This window comes from Photobacterium makurazakiensis (assembly GCF_050336715.1).
GTDB lineage: Bacteria > Pseudomonadota > Gammaproteobacteria > Enterobacterales > Vibrionaceae > Photobacterium > Photobacterium makurazakiensis.
Genome location: NZ_JAKJSJ010000012.1, coordinates 167,110 through 189,346, shown reverse-complemented (window position 1 = coordinate 189,346; position 22,237 = coordinate 167,110). Strand labels below are relative to the sequence as shown.

Sequence of the window (22,237 nt, the reverse complement as noted above, 5' to 3'; positions counted from 1 at the left end):
TCCGATCAGTTTTCGTATAAATAGCAACGGACAAAGTGGTTGTCAGACAGCTGGGTTATCCCCGGTAGCTGTTCACGACACTTGTCTGTAGCGTGGGTGCATCGGCCTGCAAATGGGCAACCAAGGCTATCTGGCGTCCAAAGAGGGATTTCCCCTTTGTTACCTTTTAGTTTTTCATGGATTGATTTGCTCGGATCGGGAACGGCAGACACTAATAACTGGGTGTATGGGTGCTGGGGATCGTGGATGATCTCTTCCGTATCGCCCCATTCAACCATATGACCGACATACATCACGGCAAGATCTTCTGCAATGTAACGCGCCGTCGCTATATCGTGTGTGATGTATAGCAATGCCATTTCACGCTCGAATTTCATTTCTTCCATGAGGTTGAGAACACCTGCTCGGATTGAAACATCAAGCATGGATGTTGGTTCATCGGCGAGTACAACCTCGGCACCAACGGCAATGTTACGTGCAAGGTTAACGCGCTGACGTTGACCACCGGAAAGCTGGTGAGGGTATTTAGCCGCTGTCTCTTTCGGTGGGATCAAGCCCACCTGATCAAGTAGGCTATACACCATTTCTTCTAATTCTTTCTTGTTGCCTTTAGTGACCTTGTTGTGGATCAGTAATGGGCGCGCAATATGGTGAAAGATCGTATGTGTTGGGTTTAGTGAGCCAAACGGGTCTTGCCATACCATTTGAACGCCTTGGCGGTATTGCATGAGATCGTTCTTTTTTTTAATCGTCGCAATATCGCGGCCAAAATACTCAATGTGGCCACTGGTTGGGGCATACATTTTAGCGATCATTTTGGCGGTGGTTGATTTACCCGACCCCGATTCACCGACAACCGCGAGCCCACGGCTTTTATACATCTTGAATGACACGTCATTGATTGCTCGCATCAGTGACTTTTTAATGGAGTTGCTGCTTACAGGGAAATCTTTAACCAGATTCTTCCCTTCGATAATTGGTTGTCCTAATGGTTTGCTCATAATGCCTCCTAATTCTTCTCTTTATTAACTGCTCTTGTTGAATAGGTGGCAGTTGCTTAAACGGCTCGGTTCTAGTTGACGTAACTGCGTTGCTTTAGTGAAACAAGCGTCATGCGTCTTGCTACAGCGAGCCTGAAAGCGACAACCTGTTGGCACTTCTAATAAGTTCAGCGGGTTGCCTGGGATCCCAGTTAAGCGGGTTTTTGGCCCTGTTAATGGCGGGAACGAGCTACCCAACCCTTCGGTATAGGGGTGGAACGGAGTTTCTAGTATTTGTTTTGATGGCGCGACTTCAACTAGCTCACCGGAGTACATGATGCCGATACGGTCAGAGAACTCGACCATCAGTGATAAGTCATGGGTAATGAATAAAATCGAGAAGCCAAACTCTTCTTTCAGTGCATAAATTTTCTGAAGAATTTCTCGCTGAACCACTACATCCAGTGCCGTGGTAGGCTCATCCATGATGATCATTTTTGGGTTAAGCGCGAGTGCAATAGCGATAACTAATCGTTGGCGCATACCACCAGAGAACTGGTGCGGATAGTCACGCAGTCTATTAGGGTGAATATCGACAATTTCCAGCAGGCCCTCTGCACGACGAACCGCCTGCTCACGGCTAAAGTTGGTATGACGCATGATCACGTCACAGAACTGCTCTTCTATGGTAAGTACTGGGTTAAGTGCATTCATTGCACTCTGAAATACCATCGAAATCTCACTCCAGCGGAAGGCTGTCATTTGCGAGTCGCTGTATTTCAAGATATCACCGTGGCCGTCGAAGATGACTTCTCCACCAGTAATGAATGCTGGTGGCTTATGCAGGCGCATTAGTGCCATAGCAACGGTAGATTTTCCGCAGCCAGACTCTCCAGCTAGGCCAAAAACTTCACCTTTTCCGATATCAAAGCTAACGTTGTTTACGGCTCGAACGTCACCTGATTCTGTAATGTAGTCAACACATAGGTTGCGAATGGAGATTTGTGGATTGGTCATTATTTTTCTCCCCCTTCAAGGGCTGGCTGTGCGTCAACAACAGCTTTTTCTTGTGCTTGGTTTTTCTTTGCCATGTTCTGCCAGCGACGCATACCTTTATGAGAGCGAAGCTGTGGGTTAGCGATTTCATCAACGGCAAAGTTAAGTAAGGCAAGGCCAATTGCAATGAAAATCAAAGCAATACATGGTGCTAAAAGTTCCCACCAAGCGCCAACAAGCATTGATGAAGATGTACGAACATTGTTAAGCATGACGCCCCAGCTAATAGTGCTAGCGTCACCAAGGCCAAGGAATGACAGTGTTGCTTCTGTCATGATGGCGAGCATGACTGAGCCAATGAAACTTGCGCCGACGATAGAGACGAGGTTTGGCAATATTTCAACAAAGATGATGCGCCATGATGATTCACCCAGTACCTCAGCAGCTTTAACGAACTCTTTTTCTCTAAGAGATAGCGTCTGCGCCCGTACTACTCGTGCCCCCCATGCCCAGGAGGTGACCCCTATTACAATGGCGATGGTGAGAGGCCCTGCTTGCCCGATAAAGGCTGCTATCACAAATAGGAGCGGGAACTGCGGTATAACCAGCATGATATTCATTGCCGCTGTCAGCACATCATCAACTCGGCCGCCGAAGTATCCGGCTGATACCCCAATGATTGTCGCTAAGAAGCACACTACAATACCTGCACCAAAACCAACTGCGAGTGAGGTGCGTGTGCCGTAAACAACTTGCGACCAGATATCGCGGCCCATGCGAGATGTGCCTAAAACATGATCCGCATCTTTCGACATAAGCAAAGTACGGCGGTTATCTGCTAGGTTTTCTGCAACCCAACCATCTGGGTTGTTTTGCGCTGCTTTTACGACAAACGCAGGGTATTCGTGTGGGTTACCCGTTTTACGATCTGGTGCGTGTTTGGTGATCACTGGGGCAAATATGGCGCCCAGAATAAAGGTGGTGATAATAATAAGGCCGACCATCGCCTTGCCATTATTCGATAATAATTTGAATAGTGCTTTCATGATTATTTACCTCCCTTACGTAGGCGAGGATCCAAGGCAACAATGAGTAAGTCAGCAAGGAAGTTAAAGAACAGCATGAACAAGGTCATGATCAGTAATTGGCCTTGTAATACTTGGTAATCACGGGCGTTGATTGCATTAAGCAGCACAGTGCCAAGGCCTGGGTAGTTAAAGATGATCTCGATGATAAGCTGACCACCGATAGCCATACCAAGAGCCATGGAAAGGGCGGTGACACTTGGCAACATGGCGTTGCGAGCAGCATAGTTAAAGACCACGCGATTCTCACTCAGCCCCTTACCTTTAGCCATGGTAATGTAGTCTTCATTTAGCAGGTTGATCATGTTGTTACGCATGCTGATCAGGAAGCCACCAATTTGGATGATAGTGGCACACACCAAAGGCAGTACAGCATGATAAGCGACATCTTTGTAGAACGCCCAACTGCTCCAGTCGGCAACGTTACCGGCGGTATATGCGTAACCACTCGGGAACCATTTAAGGCTGACCGCAAAGGTATAAAGCGCAATCATCGCGGTAACGACAGCGGGAACAGCTTGAATAACCAGCATTGCAGGTGAAATAAAGGCATCGTATTTGCTGCCGCGTTTCCATGCTGCAAAAATACCTAGAACCGAGCCAATGCAGAACGAAAGGATAACTGCAGTACCGGCTAGAAACAGTGACCAACCAACAGCGTTACCTAGCATGGTATTTACTGTTTGTGGGTAGGTCTGAATAGAGATCCCTAAGTTCCAGCTGAAGATACTTTTAAGATAAGTAAAGTATTGCTCGTATAACGGTCCATCGACAAAGCCTAATAGCTTGGTCATAGCGGCAATACGCTCAGGCGTAACTTGAATCGTTGCGTTGGCAAACATCATGGTAACGGGGTCACCAGGCATAGCCCGCGGTATTATAAAGTTGATCGTAGCGGCCACGAGGAACGCTATGAAATAAAACGATAAACGTCGTAGAAAGAAACCCATAACTCACACCTTTCCATACCAGCAACATTCCCGGAGCTGGATTCAGGACAAAAAACCCCCTGACGACTGGCGCCATAAACTACAGTGGGAGGGGGGAATACGCGGTGCGCAAGACGCACACCGCAAGTTAAACAGAAATTAAGCTTTTGGTTTTAGGTCAAGTACCTGAAGTAGACGCTCCTGAACACCAGCCCATACCATTGGGCGGCCTTTAGGGTTGTTCTCATTCCACCAACCGTCAAAACGAGTTGTGTTGTACTGGAAGTTAAACGCACCAGTTGTAACAGGAATCGTGATTTGATTTTCAGCGATGATCTTCTGAATGCTATGGGCAATTTCTAACTGCTCATCACGGTCAGCTGTTTTGTAGAAGCTGTTTAGAAGTTTGTCTAGCTGCGCGCTCTTGAAGTGGTGCATGGCGAAACGAGGTTTACCTTCACCTTCTTGAAGTGCTGAGTTGTAGCCATCATTCCAGTAAGTATGAGGATCGGCACCAAGGAAGTAGTTGGTATAAGCTACATCATAAGTACCATCTTGCATCGCTTTGTTGTAAACCGCGAAGTCAGGTGTACGAGCTCTTGCGTTGATACCAACATCTTGAAGCTGTTCTACACCAAGCTGTACGGTGTTATTGAAATCAGTCCAGCCATTTGGAGAAATGATATCAAAGACAATTTTTTCGCCAGATGGGGTTTCTACAAAACCATCACCATTGGTGTCTTTAAAGCCGGCTTTTTTCAGCAATGCTTTTGCATTATCCACACTGTAAGTGTTGAAGTCTTTGTACTTGTTATAGACTTCAGGGTTTGACCAGCTCTTATGTGCGTCACCTAGACCTGAAGCGTAATGGTTTGGTGAACCGTTACCATAGAAAGCAATATCAATGATTGTCTGACGGTCAATAGCCATAGAGAACGCACGACGGAAATCAACGTTGTTGATTGCTTCGTTATTGCCTTTATTTGGCGACTTGTAGTTCAGAAGGAATGATTGTGTGCCTGCCGCAGGGTACCAATACTTGTGGTTTGGATTTGCTGCTGCGTAAGTGCTATCAATGTCAGGAATGAACGATGAAGTCCAATCAAGCTCTGAGTTGATAACTTTAGCCAGTAACTGGTCGTTACCTGCGATTTGCGGTAAACGAAGACAATCTACATCTAGGTTGTCTTTATCCCAATAGTTCGGGTTTTGACACTGCGTGTAAAGTTGTGGAGTGAAAGTGTCGATAGTTGTAAATGCACCAGAACCTACAGGGTTTTCGTTAGCAAAAGCTTCTGGGTTTTTCACTTTGCTCCAGATGTGTTTCGGAACAAAAGATACTTTCGTAATCTCAAATGGCGCATTTGATGTCGCTTCAGTTAGAGTGAAGATAACCTTGTTACCTTTAGTCTTAACTGATTTAACCCACTTATTTACACCAGTACGGTCAAGCTCAGGTTGTTTCTGAAGTAGCTCGATGGTGTATGCAATATCTTCTGCCGTCAGTGCTTCGCCATCAGACCACTTAAGGCCATCACGCAATTCAAACGTAACCTGCATTAGGTCATCAGACATGTAATAGTCTTTAGCTAAACGCATTACTGGCTCATTACCATGCATTTGGTTAAAGATAACCAATGGCTCGTAAATGAACTCAGTTGTTGTGTGCAGGCTGGTGTCTAAAAATGGGTTAAAGTTGCGCACCATTGTAGGGTAGAACTGAGGCACAATTGTTAGCTCGCTGCGCTCTGCTGCTGAGACAACGGGTGCTGTCAGTGCTGAAGCTGCTGCGGCAATAACTGCCATTGCTAAATGAGTTTTCTTTATATTGGCAAGCATAGCTGTTCCTTACTCTTTGCTTTTAGTTTCACTTATTGAAAAGAGCCCTCGCAACTTACGAGGGAGTTTGGAACCTACTTCGTTTAGATATGAGTAAAGCGATCTGAACGAATGGCCTTGTAGGCTCTCAATGCCTTAAGGAAACTCCGGATTAACAATTAGGTCAATCTGGCAATCCGTTAAAAACGTTAAAATGCTTGCCACTCTCGTAAAAAACGTTAATTAACGACTGTGATCTCGCACTGCACACTTGCTTGGTTGTGAGGAGTGTCATGAAACCTACCTTCCGTTACATTTCGCATGTTAGTAAACACTATCGAAATAGCCATTACCTAGTGGTGTTTTAATTGTCTGAATATGAAACTGTGATGTAATGCGGGGGGATTTCGTGGTTAATTCCCTGCGGAAATTTTTAGGCGTGGATTTGTTGTGATAGTTGTCTCATAAACTAAAACATTTTCCTCATTGAGGTATAAACCGCCACTATTTATCGACTTATGCGGTTATTTTACACAGATTTTCTCAGTGCGATTGTCGGTTTTTAACCGATATTTTATGGATAATTTGAGGCATGAAAAAGCCCACCATTAAGGTGGGCTAGTAAGGCTAGCAAGTCTCTATTGATGAATTAAGTGCTGGAGTTGTGCCTTCATCGTACAGAGCTGCTCTCGTTCATTTAAAGGGGTATGGCAGCGGTCTAGCACAAAGTCTATCGTGCTTAAGACTGTGCGCCAGCGTGGCGTTTTTGGCAAGGTTTCAAGGTGTAAATACTTGTCTAAGGTACGCGTTTGTAGCGTGCTACGATCAAGGTACACGCGCCATAGGCCGCTTTCTTCGGCTAACTCGAACTTCGTTTTCTTAGACGAAACCTCCCAAAGCTTCAGCGTTGCTTTCATTATCTCAACCAGTAGCTCACGTAGCGTATCGTGCTTGTCTTTCCCTTTATCATCTAGTTTGTCAGCGAGGTGACTAAACTCATCGCCAAGGGTTCTGAGTTTATCTAAGTTGCCTTTGTCACCATCGAAAGCAAAGCCTGATATGACCTCAACAGCATTTTCTAATAGTCTAATACGATGCTGCTCGGTTGGGCCGTGGTTATCAAAAATAAACATTCTTAATAGGCCAGACTCTTCCGGAAGGTTTATCACATCAGTATCGAGAGGGGTAAGCTGGTCTCCGATACGGAACATTAAATTACCGTGGAAGTGATGACTATTACTGATATCTTCGGGTAAATGTGTCGCTAAAATATCTTCGATATTGTGGCGTTCAATGTGCTCAGGTGCGCGTTTAAACAGTTTACCTGCAGCGCCATTTGCGTAGCGAATACGCCCACCACTTTGTACACAAAGGATTGCTTCGTTAGTCGATTCTAATAAGCCCAGTAGGCGGCTTTGTGTTTCGATAAGCCCAGCTTCTACTTGTACCCTTCGGCCTATTTCCTCGGCTAAACGTTGATTTTCATTACGTTGCTTTTCTGTTTGGCTCGCTTTCAAGTGCGCATTGATACGGGCATTAAGTTCTTCTTTATTGAACGGTTTTGTTAAGTAATCGTTCGCACCAGACTCAAACCCTCTGACTCTATCTTGAACTTGGCCAAGTGCTGAAAGCATGATAATAGGTAAGTCGAGCAAGCTATATTGCTTTCGTAAGTATTCACAGACCTCATAACCTGACATCTCTGGCATCATGATATCAAGCAGCATCAAGGCTGGTGGTTGTTCTTCGATGATTTTTAACGCTTGCGGCCCGCTTTCTGCTGTGACAACTCGGTAGCCCTCTAGGCGTAAGAAGTTGTTTAAAACCTGCAAATTAACGGGTTCGTCATCAACAATTAGCAGTAACTCACCGTCCGGATTTTCAGGGATATCTTCAGGCTCGCACACCATGGTATCGGCGAGAGGTGCCTGAAAATGCTTATTTCGGTTTGTTAGTTGGCTACTAGCAATATCATTGTCTGACGCGAGGTTAATGGTAAAGCTAAAGGTTGTTCCTATCATAGGCTGGCTGCTGACATACAATCGCCCACCCATTAACTCGATTAACTGGCGACTGATTGATAGCCCCAGACCAGCCCCTTGGCGATAATTTGAACCACTTGCCTGAGTTAAAGGTTCAAAGATATGTTCCAGTTGTTCTGTTGGGATCCCTTGACCGGTATCGACAACTTGAATTCTAAGCTGGTTTTCTAAAATGGTTGCGGAAAGGATAATTTTCCCTTCAGAGGTGTACTTAATTGCATTACCAACAAGGTTGTACAGTACTTGCTCAAGGCGCTGTTCATCACCGAGGACAAGGGGTAAGTCATTTGGAATCTGATTGATGATCCTGACTGGTTTACTGCCGAGCAGGTGGCTTGAAAGCTCCAGAACTAAACGCGCTGCAGAAGCAACGTCTACAGCTTGTTTTTGGATGTCCATGTTGCCATAGCGCATTTTATGGTAATCAAGTAGATCATCGACTAAGTTAGTCAGCCGTTGGCCACTACTGATCATGATCTCAAGTTGGCGACGTTGGGAATTTTGCACGGGTCCGTTGGCGCCAGCAAGTAGGGATTCGGCTATACCCACCATGCCATGGAGTGGCGTACGAAGCTCGTGAGAGGTGGTAGCAAGGAATTCATCTTTAAGTTTATCGGCTGTTTGCAAATCTTTGTTTTGCTGCTGAATAACTTGAAGATTTTGCTCTAACTCGGTGTTTTGCTCTCGGATTAAGCTGATCTTATCTCTTATTGATGATTGCATCCGGGAAAAACTGGTCGCGAGCCGTCCTATTTCATCACTTCTTTCTGTACTTTCAATTTTTTGTTCTAAATCACCGGCAGAAGCTCGCTCTGCGGCCCAAGTTAACCGTAGCAATGGGGCAGTAATTGAATTGGATAGCCAATGAGAGGCAATAATCACTAAGACAATTGCGGTGAACATTGCGATCAAGAAGATTTTTTCTAGTTGACGAATACGAGCGAAGGCTTCTTCTTCTGGTAATTCCACCACTAAAGCCCAAGGGGTGCCCATGATATTCATCGGTGCAAAGGCACTGAGGACAGGGATCCCGTTGAAGTTGGTAAAACTACCCACGCCGCTGTTGCCTGCTAGGGCACTATCGATGCTGCTGCTCGTTAGTGTGGTTGGTGCATTGTCTACTATGGGTAAGCGAGAGAGGTGATCCTGACCGACCAGTAATGTCTGAACATAGTAGCTGGAATTACCGGTATCAGAGAGGAACTCTCGAATTGATTTGTTGCTTAGCTTAAAGAATACATAGCTATGGAGGTAGCCTTGTTGAATGATTGGAGCTGCAAACCATGCCGACAATTCAGTGCTTCCCGACTCTTCGACAAAATCGGTAAATACCACAGGTACTTGCTCTGGTTCCTTCAGGGACTGCTGGGTTTTTTCTTTTATTGCTTGGAACGTCTCGGCTAATGCCGCGTATGCTTCAGGGGGTTGTTCAAGATCCACACTAAAGGAATCTGGGCTGTTTGCCGCGTAAACAACATTACCTTTTAAATCAACCAGTAATATATCTTTGAAGCTGGAGCGTTTAAGATATTCATCGTAAGCCCAATTGTAGCGTTTATACATTAAGCGATAGCGTTCGTGTCCAACATAGCTACCTGAGCTTTGGTCGATATTTAGTTTTCGAGTAAGTGTTTTGGTGTAGTAGGTACTACGACTGGTGTTACTAATTTGGGTATTGATGTCGCCTAATTGGTGATAGGCACCGACTAAACCATAGAATCGGCCACCACTGGCATTAGCCAATTCAGATCGGGCAAAACTTTGTACTTCAGATTCTCTAGCGGCAAAAAAGCTATTTAGTTGCTTTTGTTTATTATCCAGCAGTGAAGCTAAATGGTTAGTACTTTGTTCCGCTAAATCGGTCGTATGAGAATTTAGAAAAAATAAAGCGGACAGTGTCAGGGGAGTGATACTGAGCATTAAAAAGGCCAACATAAGCGTATGCTGGAGGCGCTTGAAACGGGTCGTTTTCTGCATTCCGGAGCCTGAAATTACCTATGGTGTAAGGTTTATTTAACTAAATGATAATTAAGAAAGTTAAATTGTTTTCAGTGATGTTTTGCCGAGGGATTTAACGGTATTGACGTCTTGCTAATCGGCTAATATCACCTTAACCGATCGTTATACTTGGTTTTTTCGCGGAGGCAAGGAAGTGTATAGGGAAGCGTGTGCCGACACACAGAATTGACGTAATTTACCTCAGTAAAGGGCTGGATTACGCTCATAATTGGTCATGGCAGAATAAAGAGCCGGTACAGAGCCCGGCTTTATGTCTTTATTTTTGCGCAGTGTAAATATTGAATTTATTGCTCTTAGCACTGACTTCACAGTGGCCTAAACTTGCTTCGATTAATGGTGGGTAACGTAAGAAGCTATTTGCAACAATAATCAACTTTCCGTTGTGAGCCAAATGGTTAGGCGCTTGAGCAATGAAGTCTTCTGTTGCAGCATAGAATGTTTTTAGCCCGGCATGGAAAGGCGGGTTGCTGATCAGGTAATTGTACGGGCCCGATAATGCCGCATATACATCCGTTGCAGTAAAGTTCGCTTCTAGCTGATTCACCCGGAAGGTTTCTTTTGCGGACTCAATAGCGAGAGCACTGATGTCACATAGCTCAAGGGTTATATTGGGGTTTTTTGCTTTCATCACCGCGCCAATAACGCCTGCACCACAACCGAAATCGAGTACTTTTCCTGATAACTTAGGCAGAGTTTCAAGCAGTAACTCTGATCCTTTATCAAACTCGCCGTGGCTAAATACCCCAGGCAATGAGCGGATCGTTAATTCGGTATTCGCCACTGATAGTGGGTAACTGCGGTACCAGTCATTAAGATTGAAAGGCGATGCTGCGTGTTCACAGCGTCCCCAATAAAAGCTACAGCGACGTGCTGAGTCGTATTTGGTCAATGGACCATAGTTGCTAAACATCTTCTCTGCGCTGCGTACACCGCTGCGGTTTTCACCAACGATACAAATTTCAGTTTGCGGACCAAACTTGGCTAATAACATCGAAAGTAAATAATCAGCTTCAGCTTTGGCTTTTGGCCAATATAGCAGGATCATGTCGATATCTACTTGCTCGGTGAATTCGGCACCGAAGTAAGCTTGAACTTTTGAACGGCCTGACAGACTGCGAAAGTAACCATAGTTAGTCGTAAAAACTGTCACAGAGCTAGCGGTATTGGCGAGCTCGATAGGGAATGAGTCAGACAGTTCACCGGCGACCAGTACTTTTCGATTTTCAAAAAATTCTAACTGGCGGGCGACGACTTGGCTAGCAGCAGAGTAAGACATAACGGCCTCAAAAATGGGTGCATGGATATCGGGCGCGAATTGTTCCATAAATTACAGAATAAGAAAAGGCAGACCCAGCATTGAGAAGGCTTGGTCTACCTGCATTATTTGTATTTAGCGTAAATCTTGTTGATCGAGGAAGTCTTTAAATTCGACTTCATACAATTTAAACAGCACCAGTGTGACGGCAAAAATGATTGGACCGTAGACCAGGCCGATTAAACCAAAGACATGAAGCCCGCCCAGAATTGAGAAGAATATTAATAATGTACTCATACCCGAGCTGCCTTGCATGAGTAATGGCCGCAGGAAGTTATCGATAGAGCCTACAACGACAGCTCCCCAAGTCGCAAGGAAAAGTGCCCACTCCCATTTACCGATCAATAGTAGGTAAATACTGGCCGGTAACCAAATCAGCGCAGTACCGACTACTGGAATTAAAGAGGCAAAGGCCATCATCGAGCCCCAGAATAGCCCTGGGAAGCCTGCCATCCACATGGCAAAGCCCCCGGCAAAACCTTGAGCCAAGGCCGTAAGTAGTGAGCCGAGCACGGCAGACTTTGCCACTTCCTCAACTTCATTTAACACAGCATCTTCTTGGGTACGCGATAGTGGTAAAACGTGACGGAGGGCAGCCACCATTTTGCTGTGATCGCGCAGTAGAAAAAATAAGACAAAGAGCATCAGCATGAAATTAATTACAAAGTTGGTTGCATCCCCAAGGATCTTCGCACTGATATTGAGTAGCTGAGCACCGAATTTAGACGCGGCTGTTGCGACTTTTTGAACAATTATTTGAGTGTCTACTGGTTCAAAAGGTGAGTATTTTTCAATAAGTGCAAATAGCTTAATGACATAGGGGTGAGAGAGTACCTCTTGTACACCGCCTGATGTCAGCCAAATATAGCTATCTTTCGAGAAGGTCGTGCCTTGGTGAATAATGGAGCTGAAAACGACCAGTAGCGGAATGACAATCATAAAGGTCAATAAGGTACATGAAATGACCGATGCAGCATTTGGTGAGCTTGGCATCCACTTTTCGACCTTAAGGTGTGCAGGGTAGTAGAGCAAAGAGATGATAAAGGCCATCACGATTGAGCCGATATAAGGCTGAATAAGGGTGTAACTGGCATAAGAGGCCAGAGCAAGGGCTCCTATAAGCAACCAGTGACGAGATTCAACTCTAAATTCTTTTGGCACAATTACATCCTTTCAAATGATCTAATTAGATTAGCAAACTATTTTGGTTAAGCATCGCTTAGGCTTAACTGGCATCGTTATGGTGTTGTTTTCTTTTATTGCTATGATTGCACCGCGTCGAGAAAGAGGCAATAACTTGCTGTGTATTAATGTAACCCGTTGGCGACTGGTTCAGAATTTTATGTCGTATGAGAGTGTTAAATACTTCGATGATTTAGGGTGATGTCGCAAGCGGTTAATAACGAGTGAAGGATTGATATGGGGTGTTGTGATTGTGGTACGAAGAAAAAGCGTCGTCCTTCTTTGGCGGTAGTGATTATTGTGTTGCTTGCCGTGTCCGCTTTATTTTTCTGGCAATAGTATTTAGAGAAAAGGTACAGGTTGCACCTTGAAAAAATAATGCCACTCATTGAGCGGCATTATTATTTTTGTCTATTCCAGCTTATTACTTATGCTGCTTCTTTTGCTAGAGTCGCAAATGCAAACTCTGCGGCTTCAAGTGTCGCTTCAATTTCTTTATCACCGTGTGCCAGTGAAGTGAAGCATGCCTCATAAGCTGAAGGTGCAAGGTAAATACCTTTTTGCAACATCAGATTAAAGAAGCGTTTAAAGCGTTCAATATCGCACTTCGCGACATCACCATAGCAAGTTACACTGCTTTGATCGGTAAAGAAGAAACCGAACATCGCACCGACTTGGTTTGTATTCAACGGAATACCGTACTTGTCTGCAAGGTGTTGGAAGCCATCAGCAAGGCGCTTGGTGGTATTTGCCAGACGTTGCTCATTACCTTCTTTGGTCAGCACGCTTAGGCAAGCGTGACCTGCTGCCATTGCTACTGGGTTACCAGATAATGTACCGGCTTGATATACAGGGCCTGTTGGCGCAACGTATTCCATGACTTCACGACGGCCACCGAAAGCACCGACAGGCATACCACCGCCGATCACTTTACCAAGCGTGGTAAGATCTGGTTTGATGTTGTAGTAGCCTTGAGCACCGCCGTGTGAAACACGGAAACCTGTCATCACTTCGTCTAAAATCAATAAAGCGCCAAATTCGTCACAAATTTCACGTAGACCTTCTAGGAAGCCAGGTACAGGTGGAATGCAGTTCATGTTGCCAGCGACTGGTTCTACGATAATGCACGAAATTTGCTCAGGGTGTTCAGCAAAAGCTTCACGAACCGACTCTAGGTTATTGAAGGTGCAAGTTAGGGTGTGCTTAGCAAAGTCTGCTGGAACACCTGGAGAGCTTGGCTGACCAAGTGTTAATGCGCCTGAGCCAGCTTTAACTAATAGGCAATCAGCATGGCCGTGGTAACAACCTTCAAATTTGATGATTTTATCGCGGTTCGTAAAGCCTCGTGCTAAACGGATAGCACTCATGGTTGCTTCAGTTCCGGAGCTTACCATGCGTACCATTTCCATTGATGGCACAAGTTGAGACACAAGCTCAGCCATGGTGATTTCCATTTCTGTTGGTGCACCGAAGCTAAGGCCTTGTTGAGCGGCTTTGATCACGGCATCACGAATGGCAACATGGTTATGGCCCAAGATCATTGGTCCCCATGAACCAACGTAATCAATGTACGCCTTACCATCAGCATCAAAGATGTACGCGCCGTCTGCACGCTCGATAAATAATGGGCTTCCGCCAACGCCGGCGAAGGCACGAACTGGTGAGTTAACACCACCCGGAATAGTCTTTTGTGCTTTGGCAAATAAGTCTGCTGACTTGCTCATTATGATGTCCTGTTTTCAAATAAGGTCTGATTTGAACTGTCGGCATTGTACCTAGGGTCTATTGGCCTTTCAAATATGTCCTTGTGAACTGGGTAACGGATTGATGATGATATACGTAAAGTTCAAGGGTTCTTCACGGTTGTAACGGCAATAGACAAGAAAAATGTGCCTGACGAGACGATCATCGGTGGTCAATACTTGAACGAGATAGTCAGGTATTAGATAATCACGATAATGACCGAGTGTATTGGAGAGGTTTTTTAATGAGCGATGCTAATTTGCCGCTGAATTTTTCTGAAGTTGCAGCGAATAAAGTGAAGACGCTTATCGCCGAAGAAGAAAACCCGGAGCTGAAACTACGTGTTTATATCACCGGTGGTGGTTGTAGTGGTTTTCAGTACGGCTTTACTTTCGACGAAAAAGTAAATGAAGGTGATACGACAATTGAAAAAAGCGGTGTCACGCTGGTCGTTGATCCAATGAGTCTGCAATACCTGATCGGTGGCACGGTTGACTATACAGAAGGGCTGGAAGGCTCACGCTTCTTTATAGATAACCCGAATGCAACAACAACCTGTGGTTGTGGTGCATCGTTCAGCGTATAAGCGTACTTAACGTTTTACGACAAAAAAGCCGCACCTGAATAAGGCGCGGCTTTTTTATATCTGCGGTCTCGACCTGAGGTAAGCTAAGCGATTACCTAGCTTCGATTACCTAGCTTCGATTATTCAGCAACGGGCTATTATCGGCAATGAACTGGCTAAACTGATTGAGTTGGGCCATTCGCTCGCTGGCATAGCGTTTGAACTGGGTCTTTTCTTTTCCTTTTAGCGATTGCGCTTGAGGAAGCTTCACTGTGCGTGGGTTTTTGTGCACGCCATTTACTAAGAATTCATAATGAAGGTGAGGGCCTGTAACCCTACCGGTTCCGCCCAATGTACCAACGGTTTGCCCTTGCTTAACACGTTGACCAGTTTTAACCGAACGTTTAGTCATGTGTAGGTATTTAGTGATATAGGTTGAGCTATGACGAATAAAGACGTAGTTACCATTAAACTGGTTGTAACCCGATTTCATGACGACACCATCGCCCGCTGACCAGATAGGCGTACCGACCGGGGCGACATAGTCCGTTCCACGGTGCGCTCGAACTTGACCTGTCACAGGGTGAAGACGGTTAGGGTTGAAGTTAGAACTAACGTAGCGGAAGTTGATCGGGGAGCGTAAAAAAGCTTTACGCATGGCAATCCCTTCTTGGTCATAGTATTTACCGCTTTCACTACGAATAGCTGTAAATGTCTGGCCGAGATTAGAAAAGGTTGCGGCAATAATATTGCCTTTGCCAACGGGTTCACCTTCAATGAATTTTTCTTCAAATAGAACCGAGAAGCTATCGCCAGCACGAATGTCTAGGGCGAAGTCGATATCCCAACCGAAGATACCTGCAATCTCCATGATTTGGTTCGCGGTTAGGCCCGCTTTATCAGCCGCATTCCAAAAACTTGAGGTAATCACAGCTTGAGCAAAGTTCAGCTGCGTGTCGACTTTTTTACTTTTTAGCTCTGAATAAAAACCGTCAGTAGTGCGGGTGATCACTAACGTATCCGTTGCACTTTGAGGCTGAGTTAGTTGAACAAGGTTCTTATCTTCGTCAAAGCCAAATTTTAATTTATCGCCTGGGCGTAAATTCGTCAGGGACTTTGTGCCGTCATCGGCATTTACCAGACGGTATAGCGTGCCGGGTGATAACCCTACTTTATCAAACACAACCGCTAAGCTTTCACCTGATTTGACGGTGTGTTCTTTCCAAGTTAGCGGGGGGATAGCGGGAATATCATCTTCCGCCATCGGTCTGAGTTGGGTTGTCTCGAAATCAATATCAAGAGGGTAAAACTTACCAATTTCAAATCGACGTTCTGGATGCCCCGTGTTTTCCGAGCTCGGCCAAAGTAGTAGCAATACCATAAAGGCACTGATCACTGTAATGAGTGTCTGGTGGATCTTGGGTAATTGGCGGAGTTTCGATACTAGCATTAGCGATTTTTTTGCGTATTCGGAAAAAATAAGACAGCGTGTAGTCTAACTGGTTTCAAAAAACATCGCTATTCAAGTAAGATGTTCGATTATTACTTTTTTGCCAATTCTGTGGGAGCGAACAAGAATGGCCAGTATTGAACAAGCATTAGCTGAGATTAAGCGCGGTGTGGATGAGCTGATTCCGGAAGAAGAGCTAATTGCCAAGCTAAAAGAAAACCGTCCATTACGCATTAAATTGGGTGCCGATCCAACAGCGCCGGATATTCACCTTGGCCACACTGTCATTCTTAATAAGCTACGTACTTTCCAAGAATTGGGCCACGATGTGACCTTCTTGATCGGTGACTTTACCGGTATGGTTGGTGACCCAACTGGCAAGAACACAACTCGCCCACCATTGACGCGTGAAGATGTTTTAGCCAACGCAGAAACGTATAAAGAGCAAGTGTTCAAGATCCTTGATCCAGCGAAAACCAAGATTGAGTTCAACTCAACGTGGTTGTCAGAGCTAGGTGCAGAAGGCATGATCCGCCTTGCCGCGAATCAAACCGTTGCACGCATGCTTGAACGTGACGACTTTAAAAAGCGTTATAACGAAGGCCGTCCAATTGCGATCCATGAGTTCATGTACCCACTGCTTCAAGGTTATGATTCTGTTGCAATGGAAACGGATGTAGAGCTAGGCGGTACCGATCAGAAGTTTAACTTGCTGATGGGACGTGAGCTGCAAAAAGCCAATGGTCAGAAGCCACAGGTTGTACTGACAATGCCACTGCTTGTTGGTCTTGACGGTGTGAAGAAGATGTCTAAGTCTGCGCACAACTACATTGGTGTTGCAGATGTACCGAACGAGATGTTTGGTAAAATTATGTCGATCTCTGACGATCTGATGTGGAACTACTTCGAATGTCTGTCTTTCCGTCCTCTGGAAGAGATCGAGCAGTTCAAAACAGACATGGCAAACGGCAAGAACCCACGTGATGTGAAGATCTTGCTGGCGAAAGAAATCATTGCCCGTTTCCACTCAGAAGCTGATGCTGATGCGGCAGAGCAAGAATTCATTAACCGTTTCCAGAAAGGCGCAATGCCAGAAGAAATGCCAGAATTTGAATTCGACGCTGGTCTGGCAATCGGTAATATCTTAAAAGAAGCTGGTCTAGTGAACTCTACCTCAGACGCGATGCGTATGATCCGCCAGGGTGCCGCTAAGATTGATGGCAACAAGATTGAAGATACCAAGCTTGTGCCTGCAGCTGGCACTGCGGTCTACCAAGTTGGTAAGCGCAAGTTTGCCCGTATTACAGTGAAGTAATTTGGCTGTGATATAAAAAAGGCGCCTTTAGGGCGCCTTTGTTGTTTATCTAGCCTGAATTAGTTACGTAAGGCGAACGTTGGTAGTGATAAGTGCCAACGGATTGCGGCTAGTCGGATGGTCAGGGTAGTAGTGATCCCGGCAAGTGTCGCGACGCTCGGATCGACATTTATATATAACGCAGTTGTATGGACAATACCACCAACGATACAGGCTGTCGCATACACTTCGGTACGCAGTACCATGGGAATCTCCCGGGCGAGTACATCACGGATAACCCCGCCGCCACAACCCGTCATTACTCCCATTAGAACAGCAACCATAGGTGTTGCGCCAAAACGAAGAGCCTTCTCTACACCAATGGCCACAAAGACCGCTAAGCCGATGGCATCTGCAACAGGTAAAAAGTACCAAGGCATCTGTTTGGGCTTACGAATGGCAATCATGCTGATTAAGCAGGTAATGAAAATCACCCATAAATAGTTAGGATCGGTGACCCAGAATACAGGGGTCGCACCTAATGCCATATCACGGATTGTTCCACCACCAATTGCCGTGACGCTAGCCAACACGACAACACCAAATGGGTCCATACGAAGACGGCCTGCGAGTAATACACCCGATGCGGCAAAGACAGCCGTGCCGAACATATCGAGAATATAGATAAGCATTGGGTTACCTGTAAGGTCTGAGTAAAAAAGTCGGTGAGATTGTACGACGAATTATCAGCGGTACAACTCGCTAATACGGCTTTGTGAGGCGACTCACAGTGAATGTTGACACCCTGTTACGAGGCTTCTCTAACCAGATCAAGGTAGTCACAGACCTGCTCAACGGCAAGAATTGTGCGTGGCGTTGGGCGGTTGAGCCAGTCGGCAGTCAGAGTGAAAAGGTGATCTTTTTGCACGGCTGGAAGTTGGTGTCGCCATTTGTTCCAGATACTGACTTTGGTATCAGCATGTGGGGTGCCAAAAATCACTTCAGGTTGCCTAACGAGCACTTGCTCTTCCGAGACTTGTGGGTATGCCACAGCACTGTCAGCAAAAATATTTTCACCACCACATAACGTGAAAACCTGGCTTGGCCAGCTGTCACCAGCAACGGTAATAATTGGCGTGGCACTTAATTGGTAAAAATAGCTAACTGGCCGCTGGGTTTGGTGGTTTTGTCGTAATGCATTAAGCCGGGTACGAAACTCATTGGCTGTTTGTTGTGCTTGCTTAGGCGAATCGGCGTATTGTCCGAGATCTTCAAGGGTAGAAGCAATATCGTCTAGCGTTTTCGGGTTGGAATAAAATACTTTAAAGCCGAGTTGTTCAAGGCGGGCCATTTCGCGGGTTGGGTTGCCACCTTGCCAAGCCAAAATCAAATCGGGCTGAAGGGCAACAATGCGTTCCATTTTTATGCCCCGGTAATTGGCAACGCGCTCCAGTGCTTTAGCCTGTTCAGGATAATCACTGTAGTCACTGGCAGCGATAAGCTTATCGCCCAGGCCTGCGGCATAGGCCAATTCTGTGGTGTGTGGTGATAAGCTAATCACTCGCTGAGCGGCGGCCATTGCGTTATGAGAAAGCGTCAATGTGAAAGCGAATAAACAGAAAGCAGCGAGACGCACTTAGCGGACTCCTTGAAAAAGAATGAGTAGTGTACTTTGTATTATTAGCCAAATGATCAGGCGTGTTTTGGTCAATTGATCGATCTGCGCGAGGTGCAAAGCCGCAGGGGCAATTTTACCACCAATTCGCGGACGTTCCATTTTGGTTTGATCATAAATCGCAGGTCCGCCGAGTGACAAGGAAAGCTTGTGACCCGTTGCAACGAGTAACCAGCCAGGGCCGGGTAATAGCCAACTCTCCCCTTGGCGAGCAAGACCTTGTAAGGCGACCTTCGCATTACGGCCGAAACTGATCAGCAAGGCAAACAGGCGCAAGGGGACAATGTCAAAAATAGCGAGCAGTTTGACGGCAGGTTGCCCGAAAGAGCGGAACAGCTGACGGCTAGGTGACCACTCACGTGCCAAGCTAACGGCGAGGCGGTACATGATTGCCCCAATCCCTCCCGCTAAGGCATACCAGAATAAAACACCAGCGACGAGGCGGCCATAGGCCAGTAACTGAGTTTCGGCCCCTGCTTTACCAAGCCCCAATAACGATAAGCTGTCAGTGTTTCTATTGAGTTTAGGGGTGAGTAGCTGACGGCAAAGCGTTTTATTTTCTTGGCTGTAAGCTCGAATAAATTGCTTGCTGAATTTTGCAGTATTGCGCCACTCAAGAGCGAGCCATAGCAGCACAAGGTGGAAAGTAGTATCTATCCAAACCAATTGGTAGAGGCAAATAAGTAAGGTAAGCATGGTTAACCACATTAGGCTCCATGCGAGTAGGCCGGAAAATTGCTGTTGGCGTGGCGAATCATCGGGCTTATTAACTTTGTTTGCGATGGCTGCTGCAAGTTGCTGCCAAATATTGATTGGGTGGAGTAAGGGGGGAATAGGAAGAAGCCATTGCATGGCCAGCGCGCCCCATAGTGCAAGTAGGGCGCTGCTACTGGTGAGTAGTGCAATGGCTTCGGTCATGGTTACTTCAGTAGCTCAACCATTTTATCGATCATTACCGAAGAGCTCTTGGCTGCTAGAGGCAGGAACTCATCAAAGCTCATTGGTGATTCTTTATCAGCAACATCAGAAATAGCACGCACAACAACGAAAGGTACGTTGAACTGGTGACAAGCTTGAGCGATAGCTGCTGCTTCCATTTCAACAGCGATAACCGTTGGGAAGTGTTCACGGATGAATGACTGGCGTTCTGGTGAACAAACAAACTCGTCACCAGTACAAATCAGGCCACGTACAGCGTGGGTGTTTTCCATGCTCGCAAGGGCTTGTTCGGCTACATCCATCAACTTGTTGTCAGACAAGAAAGCGGCTGGCTGTTGTGCCATTTGGCCCATTTCGTAACCAAATGCGGTTACGTTGGCATCGTGGTAGCGAACTTCGGTAGAAATGACAACATCACCAAGGTTCAGACTGCTATCAAAACCACCAGCAGAACCGGTATTTAGTACCACATCCGGTTGGAAGATCTCTAGTAGTACTGCAGTACCGACTGCAGCGGCTACTTTACCAATACCAGACTGCAGTAAGACAACATCGGCACCATTTAGGGTACCAGTGTAAAATGTACAACCTGCCTTGTTGTGCGTCTCACGGTTAGTCAGTTGATCTTTTAGGATGGCAACTTCTTGTTCCATCGCGCCAATAATACCGATTTTCATCAATAGGTTCTCTTGTGCAGTGAAAGACGCTCCCAGAACGGGAGCGTTTATAATGCACCGATTGTAGCATGAGCGAGGCGGCAATTACCAAATTGCCGATGCTCTATACCTCAAGAAAATCAAGGATCCCTTCTGCGGCTTTTCGCCCTTCATCAATGGCGGTAACGACTAAGTCAGAGCCTCTTACTGCATCACCGCCAGCAAAGATTTTCTGGTTGCTGGTCTGGAATGCAAAGCTTGCTTGCTCTGGGGCTTTAATTCGCCCCCATTGATCTAGCTCGACATCAAACTCATTGAGCCATGGCATCGCGTGGGGCTGAAACCCAAACGCCATGATCACTGCATCGGCAGGTAGAATATGCTCGCTGCCTGCTATTGGTTCCGGTCGTCGTCGGCCTGCTTCATCTGGCTCGCCGAGTGTGGTTTTTATAACGTTTATCCCGCTGATATGACCGTTATCATTCAGTTCAAGTCCCGTTGGCTGAAGGTTGAACATGAACTTTACGCCTTCTTCTTTAGCATTTTTTATTTCACGCTTAGATCCTGGCATATTGGCTTCATCACGACGATAGGCACAGGTTACGCTTTTGGCACTTTGGCGAATTGACGTTCGAACACAATCCATCGCGGTATCGCCGCCCCCAAGCACGACAACTCGCTTCCCTTTCATATCAATGAAGCCTTGTGTTGCCTCTAAACCCATCACTTGGTAAGTGTTCGAAACCAAGAACGGGAGGGCATCATACACACCAGGGGCATCTTCGTTGTCGAGACCTGCCCGCATGTTCTTATAGGTACCAACGCCTAAAAATACGGCGTCGTAGTCAGACAATAGCTGTGCCATCGAGATGTCTTTACCTACATCTGTATTGAGCTGGAACTCGACACCCATTTCGGTAAAGATCTGGCGACGATTGATCATTACTTCTTTCTCGAGTTTGAAAGAAGGAATGCCAAAGGTCAGTAGGCCACCAATTTCGGGGTAGCGATCAAAGACAACAGGCTTTACCCCGTTACGGACGAGGATGTCAGCACAGGAGAGACCTGCGGGCCCCGCACCGATAATCGCGACCTTTTTGTCAGTCCATTCAACCTGTGACATATCAGGTTTCCAGCCCATTTTAAACGCTTTGTCGGTGATATATTTTTCGACATTACCGATTGTCACGGCACCAAAGTCGTCGTTTAGGGTACAGGCGCCTTCACAGAGCCTGTCTTGGGGGCAAACACGACCGCAGACTTCTGGCAAGGTATTGGTTTGGTGTGCCAGTTCAGCGGCTTCAATGATCCGCCCTTCATTGGCAAGCCTTAGCCATTGGGGAATGTAGTTATGTACTGGGCATTTCCACTCACAATAAGGGTTGCCGCAATCAAGGCAGCGGTCGGCTTGCGCGCTGGCCTGCTGCTTGGTAAACGGTTCATAGATCTCGACAAACTCAATTTTGCGCACTTTTAGTGGCTTTTTAGGTGGGTCGATCCGCGCAACATCAATAAATTGGTATACGTTCTGGCTCATCGGTTTCCCTCC

General features: G+C 46.1%; 17 protein-coding genes. 2 read left to right on the top strand and 15 right to left on the bottom strand.

Annotation, left to right across the window (positions count from 1 at the left end; genetic code table 11):
* Window positions 1–5: 5 nt before the first annotated feature.
* The 9 genes from L4D09_RS05430 to hemL all read right to left on the bottom strand — a co-directional run bounded on the left by L4D09_RS05430 (window position 6) and on the right by hemL (window position 14,090).
* A complete protein-coding gene (locus L4D09_RS05430; RefSeq protein WP_428456478.1) occupies window positions 6–1,001 on the bottom strand; it encodes an ABC transporter ATP-binding protein in 996 nt (331 codons plus the stop codon).
* Window positions 1,002–1,025: 24 nt separating this feature from the next.
* Window positions 1,026–1,997 (bottom strand): ABC transporter ATP-binding protein, encoded by a 972-nt coding sequence (locus L4D09_RS05425; RefSeq protein WP_428456477.1) that lies wholly within the window; start codon window positions 1,995–1,997, stop codon window positions 1,026–1,028.
* Window positions 1,997–3,022, bottom strand: a complete 1,026-nt coding sequence (locus L4D09_RS05420) for an ABC transporter permease (protein ID WP_428456476.1) — start codon at window positions 3,020–3,022, stop codon at window positions 1,997–1,999. Before L4D09_RS05420 ends, L4D09_RS05425 begins: the two co-directional genes overlap by 1 nt.
* A gap of 2 nt (window positions 3,023–3,024) precedes the next feature.
* Window positions 3,025–4,011, bottom strand: coding sequence for an ABC transporter permease (locus L4D09_RS05415; RefSeq protein ID WP_428456475.1), 987 nt, complete (start codon window positions 4,009–4,011; stop codon window positions 3,025–3,027).
* 138 nt (window positions 4,012–4,149) lie between these two features.
* Complete coding sequence (locus L4D09_RS05410; RefSeq protein WP_428456474.1) at window positions 4,150–5,829, bottom strand: ABC transporter substrate-binding protein; 1,680 nt, start codon at window positions 5,827–5,829, stop codon at window positions 4,150–4,152.
* Window positions 5,830–6,446: 617 nt separating this feature from the next.
* Window positions 6,447–9,827, bottom strand: a complete 3,381-nt coding sequence (locus L4D09_RS05405; protein ID WP_428456473.1) for a response regulator — start codon at window positions 9,825–9,827, stop codon at window positions 6,447–6,449.
* A 298-nt stretch (window positions 9,828–10,125) separates the two neighbouring features.
* Window positions 10,126–11,145, bottom strand: a complete 1,020-nt coding sequence (gene rsmC, locus L4D09_RS05400) for a 16S rRNA (guanine(1207)-N(2))-methyltransferase RsmC (RefSeq protein WP_428456494.1) — start codon at window positions 11,143–11,145, stop codon at window positions 10,126–10,128.
* A 114-nt stretch (window positions 11,146–11,259) separates the two neighbouring features.
* On the bottom strand, window positions 11,260–12,345 hold the full coding sequence (locus tag L4D09_RS05395; protein WP_428456472.1) for an AI-2E family transporter: 1,086 nt from the start codon (window positions 12,343–12,345) through the stop codon (window positions 11,260–11,262).
* 449 nt (window positions 12,346–12,794) lie between these two features.
* Window positions 12,795–14,090: a glutamate-1-semialdehyde 2,1-aminomutase gene (gene hemL / locus L4D09_RS05390; RefSeq protein WP_428456471.1), complete on the bottom strand. Its 1,296-nt coding sequence runs from the start codon at window positions 14,088–14,090 to the stop codon at window positions 12,795–12,797.
* Between the two features lie 263 nt (window positions 14,091–14,353).
* On the opposite strand from hemL, the gene erpA reads away from it, so the two are divergent.
* Window positions 14,354–14,695 carry an iron-sulfur cluster insertion protein ErpA gene (gene erpA, locus L4D09_RS05385; RefSeq protein ID WP_428456470.1) on the top strand — a complete coding sequence of 114 codons (342 nt, stop codon included), beginning with the start codon at window positions 14,354–14,356 and terminating at the stop codon, window positions 14,693–14,695.
* A gap of 109 nt (window positions 14,696–14,804) precedes the next feature.
* On the opposite strand, the gene shyC is transcribed toward erpA, so the two are convergent.
* The gene (shyC, locus tag L4D09_RS05380) at window positions 14,805–16,124 is read right to left on the bottom strand and encodes a peptidoglycan DD-endopeptidase ShyC (RefSeq protein ID WP_428456469.1); all 1,320 of its coding nucleotides are present in this window, start codon (window positions 16,122–16,124) and stop codon (window positions 14,805–14,807) included.
* Between the two features lie 127 nt (window positions 16,125–16,251).
* Between shyC and tyrS the strand changes: the two genes are divergently transcribed.
* Window positions 16,252–17,439, top strand: coding sequence for a tyrosine--tRNA ligase (tyrS, locus tag L4D09_RS05375; protein ID WP_428456468.1), 1,188 nt, complete (start codon window positions 16,252–16,254; stop codon window positions 17,437–17,439).
* 59 nt (window positions 17,440–17,498) lie between these two features.
* Here tyrS and L4D09_RS05370 read toward each other — a convergent pair whose 3' ends face one another.
* The 5 genes from L4D09_RS05370 to L4D09_RS05350 form a co-directional block, all read right to left on the bottom strand.
* Window positions 17,499–18,110 carry a TRIC cation channel family protein gene (locus L4D09_RS05370; protein WP_428456467.1) on the bottom strand — a complete coding sequence of 204 codons (612 nt, stop codon included), beginning with the start codon at window positions 18,108–18,110 and terminating at the stop codon, window positions 17,499–17,501.
* 116 nt (window positions 18,111–18,226) lie between these two features.
* Entirely contained in the window at window positions 18,227–19,054 is an 828-nt protein-coding gene (btuF, locus tag L4D09_RS05365) for a vitamin B12 ABC transporter substrate-binding protein BtuF (protein WP_428456466.1), read from the bottom strand.
* Entirely contained in the window at window positions 19,055–20,011 is a 957-nt protein-coding gene (locus tag L4D09_RS05360) for a cobalamin biosynthesis family protein (protein ID WP_428456465.1), read from the bottom strand.
* A gap of 2 nt (window positions 20,012–20,013) precedes the next feature.
* Window positions 20,014–20,709, bottom strand: coding sequence for a 5'-methylthioadenosine/S-adenosylhomocysteine nucleosidase (gene mtnN / locus L4D09_RS05355; RefSeq protein WP_428456464.1), 696 nt, complete (start codon window positions 20,707–20,709; stop codon window positions 20,014–20,016).
* A 103-nt stretch (window positions 20,710–20,812) separates the two neighbouring features.
* On the bottom strand, window positions 20,813–22,225 hold the full coding sequence (locus tag L4D09_RS05350; protein ID WP_428456463.1) for an FAD-dependent oxidoreductase: 1,413 nt from the start codon (window positions 22,223–22,225) through the stop codon (window positions 20,813–20,815).
* Between the last annotated feature and the right edge of the window lie 12 nt (window positions 22,226–22,237).

What these genes read in the sequence shown, in the direction of transcription:
- L4D09_RS05415 (WP_428456475.1), bottom strand. Translation starts at nt 4,011, where the DNA reads ATGGGTTTCTTTCTACGACGTTTATCGTTTTATTTCATAGCGTTCCTC.
- hemL (WP_428456471.1), bottom strand. Translation starts at nt 14,090, where the DNA reads ATGAGCAAGTCAGCAGACTTATTTGCCAAAGCACAAAAGACTATTCCG.
- rsmC (WP_428456494.1), bottom strand. Translation starts at nt 11,145, where the DNA reads ATGTCTTACTCTGCTGCTAGCCAAGTCGTCGCCCGCCAGTTAGAATTT.
- L4D09_RS05370 (WP_428456467.1), bottom strand. Translation starts at nt 18,110, where the DNA reads ATGCTTATCTATATTCTCGATATGTTCGGCACGGCTGTCTTTGCCGCA.
- L4D09_RS05360 (WP_428456465.1), bottom strand. Translation starts at nt 20,011, where the DNA reads ATGACCGAAGCCATTGCACTACTCACCAGTAGCAGCGCCCTACTTGCA.
- L4D09_RS05405 (WP_428456473.1), bottom strand. Translation starts at nt 9,827, where the DNA reads ATGCAGAAAACGACCCGTTTCAAGCGCCTCCAGCATACGCTTATGTTG.
- L4D09_RS05420 (WP_428456476.1), bottom strand. Translation starts at nt 3,022, where the DNA reads ATGAAAGCACTATTCAAATTATTATCGAATAATGGCAAGGCGATGGTC.
- L4D09_RS05410 (WP_428456474.1), bottom strand. Translation starts at nt 5,829, where the DNA reads ATGCTTGCCAATATAAAGAAAACTCATTTAGCAATGGCAGTTATTGCC.
- L4D09_RS05425 (WP_428456477.1), bottom strand. Translation starts at nt 1,997, where the DNA reads ATGACCAATCCACAAATCTCCATTCGCAACCTATGTGTTGACTACATT.
- L4D09_RS05430 (WP_428456478.1), bottom strand. Translation starts at nt 1,001, where the DNA reads ATGAGCAAACCATTAGGACAACCAATTATCGAAGGGAAGAATCTGGTT.
- mtnN (WP_428456464.1), bottom strand. Translation starts at nt 20,709, where the DNA reads ATGAAAATCGGTATTATTGGCGCGATGGAACAAGAAGTTGCCATCCTA.
- L4D09_RS05350 (WP_428456463.1), bottom strand. Translation starts at nt 22,225, where the DNA reads ATGAGCCAGAACGTATACCAATTTATTGATGTTGCGCGGATCGACCCA.
- tyrS (WP_428456468.1), top strand. Translation starts at nt 16,252, where the DNA reads ATGGCCAGTATTGAACAAGCATTAGCTGAGATTAAGCGCGGTGTGGAT.
- shyC (WP_428456469.1), bottom strand. Translation starts at nt 16,124, where the DNA reads ATGCTAGTATCGAAACTCCGCCAATTACCCAAGATCCACCAGACACTC.
- erpA (WP_428456470.1), top strand. Translation starts at nt 14,354, where the DNA reads ATGAGCGATGCTAATTTGCCGCTGAATTTTTCTGAAGTTGCAGCGAAT.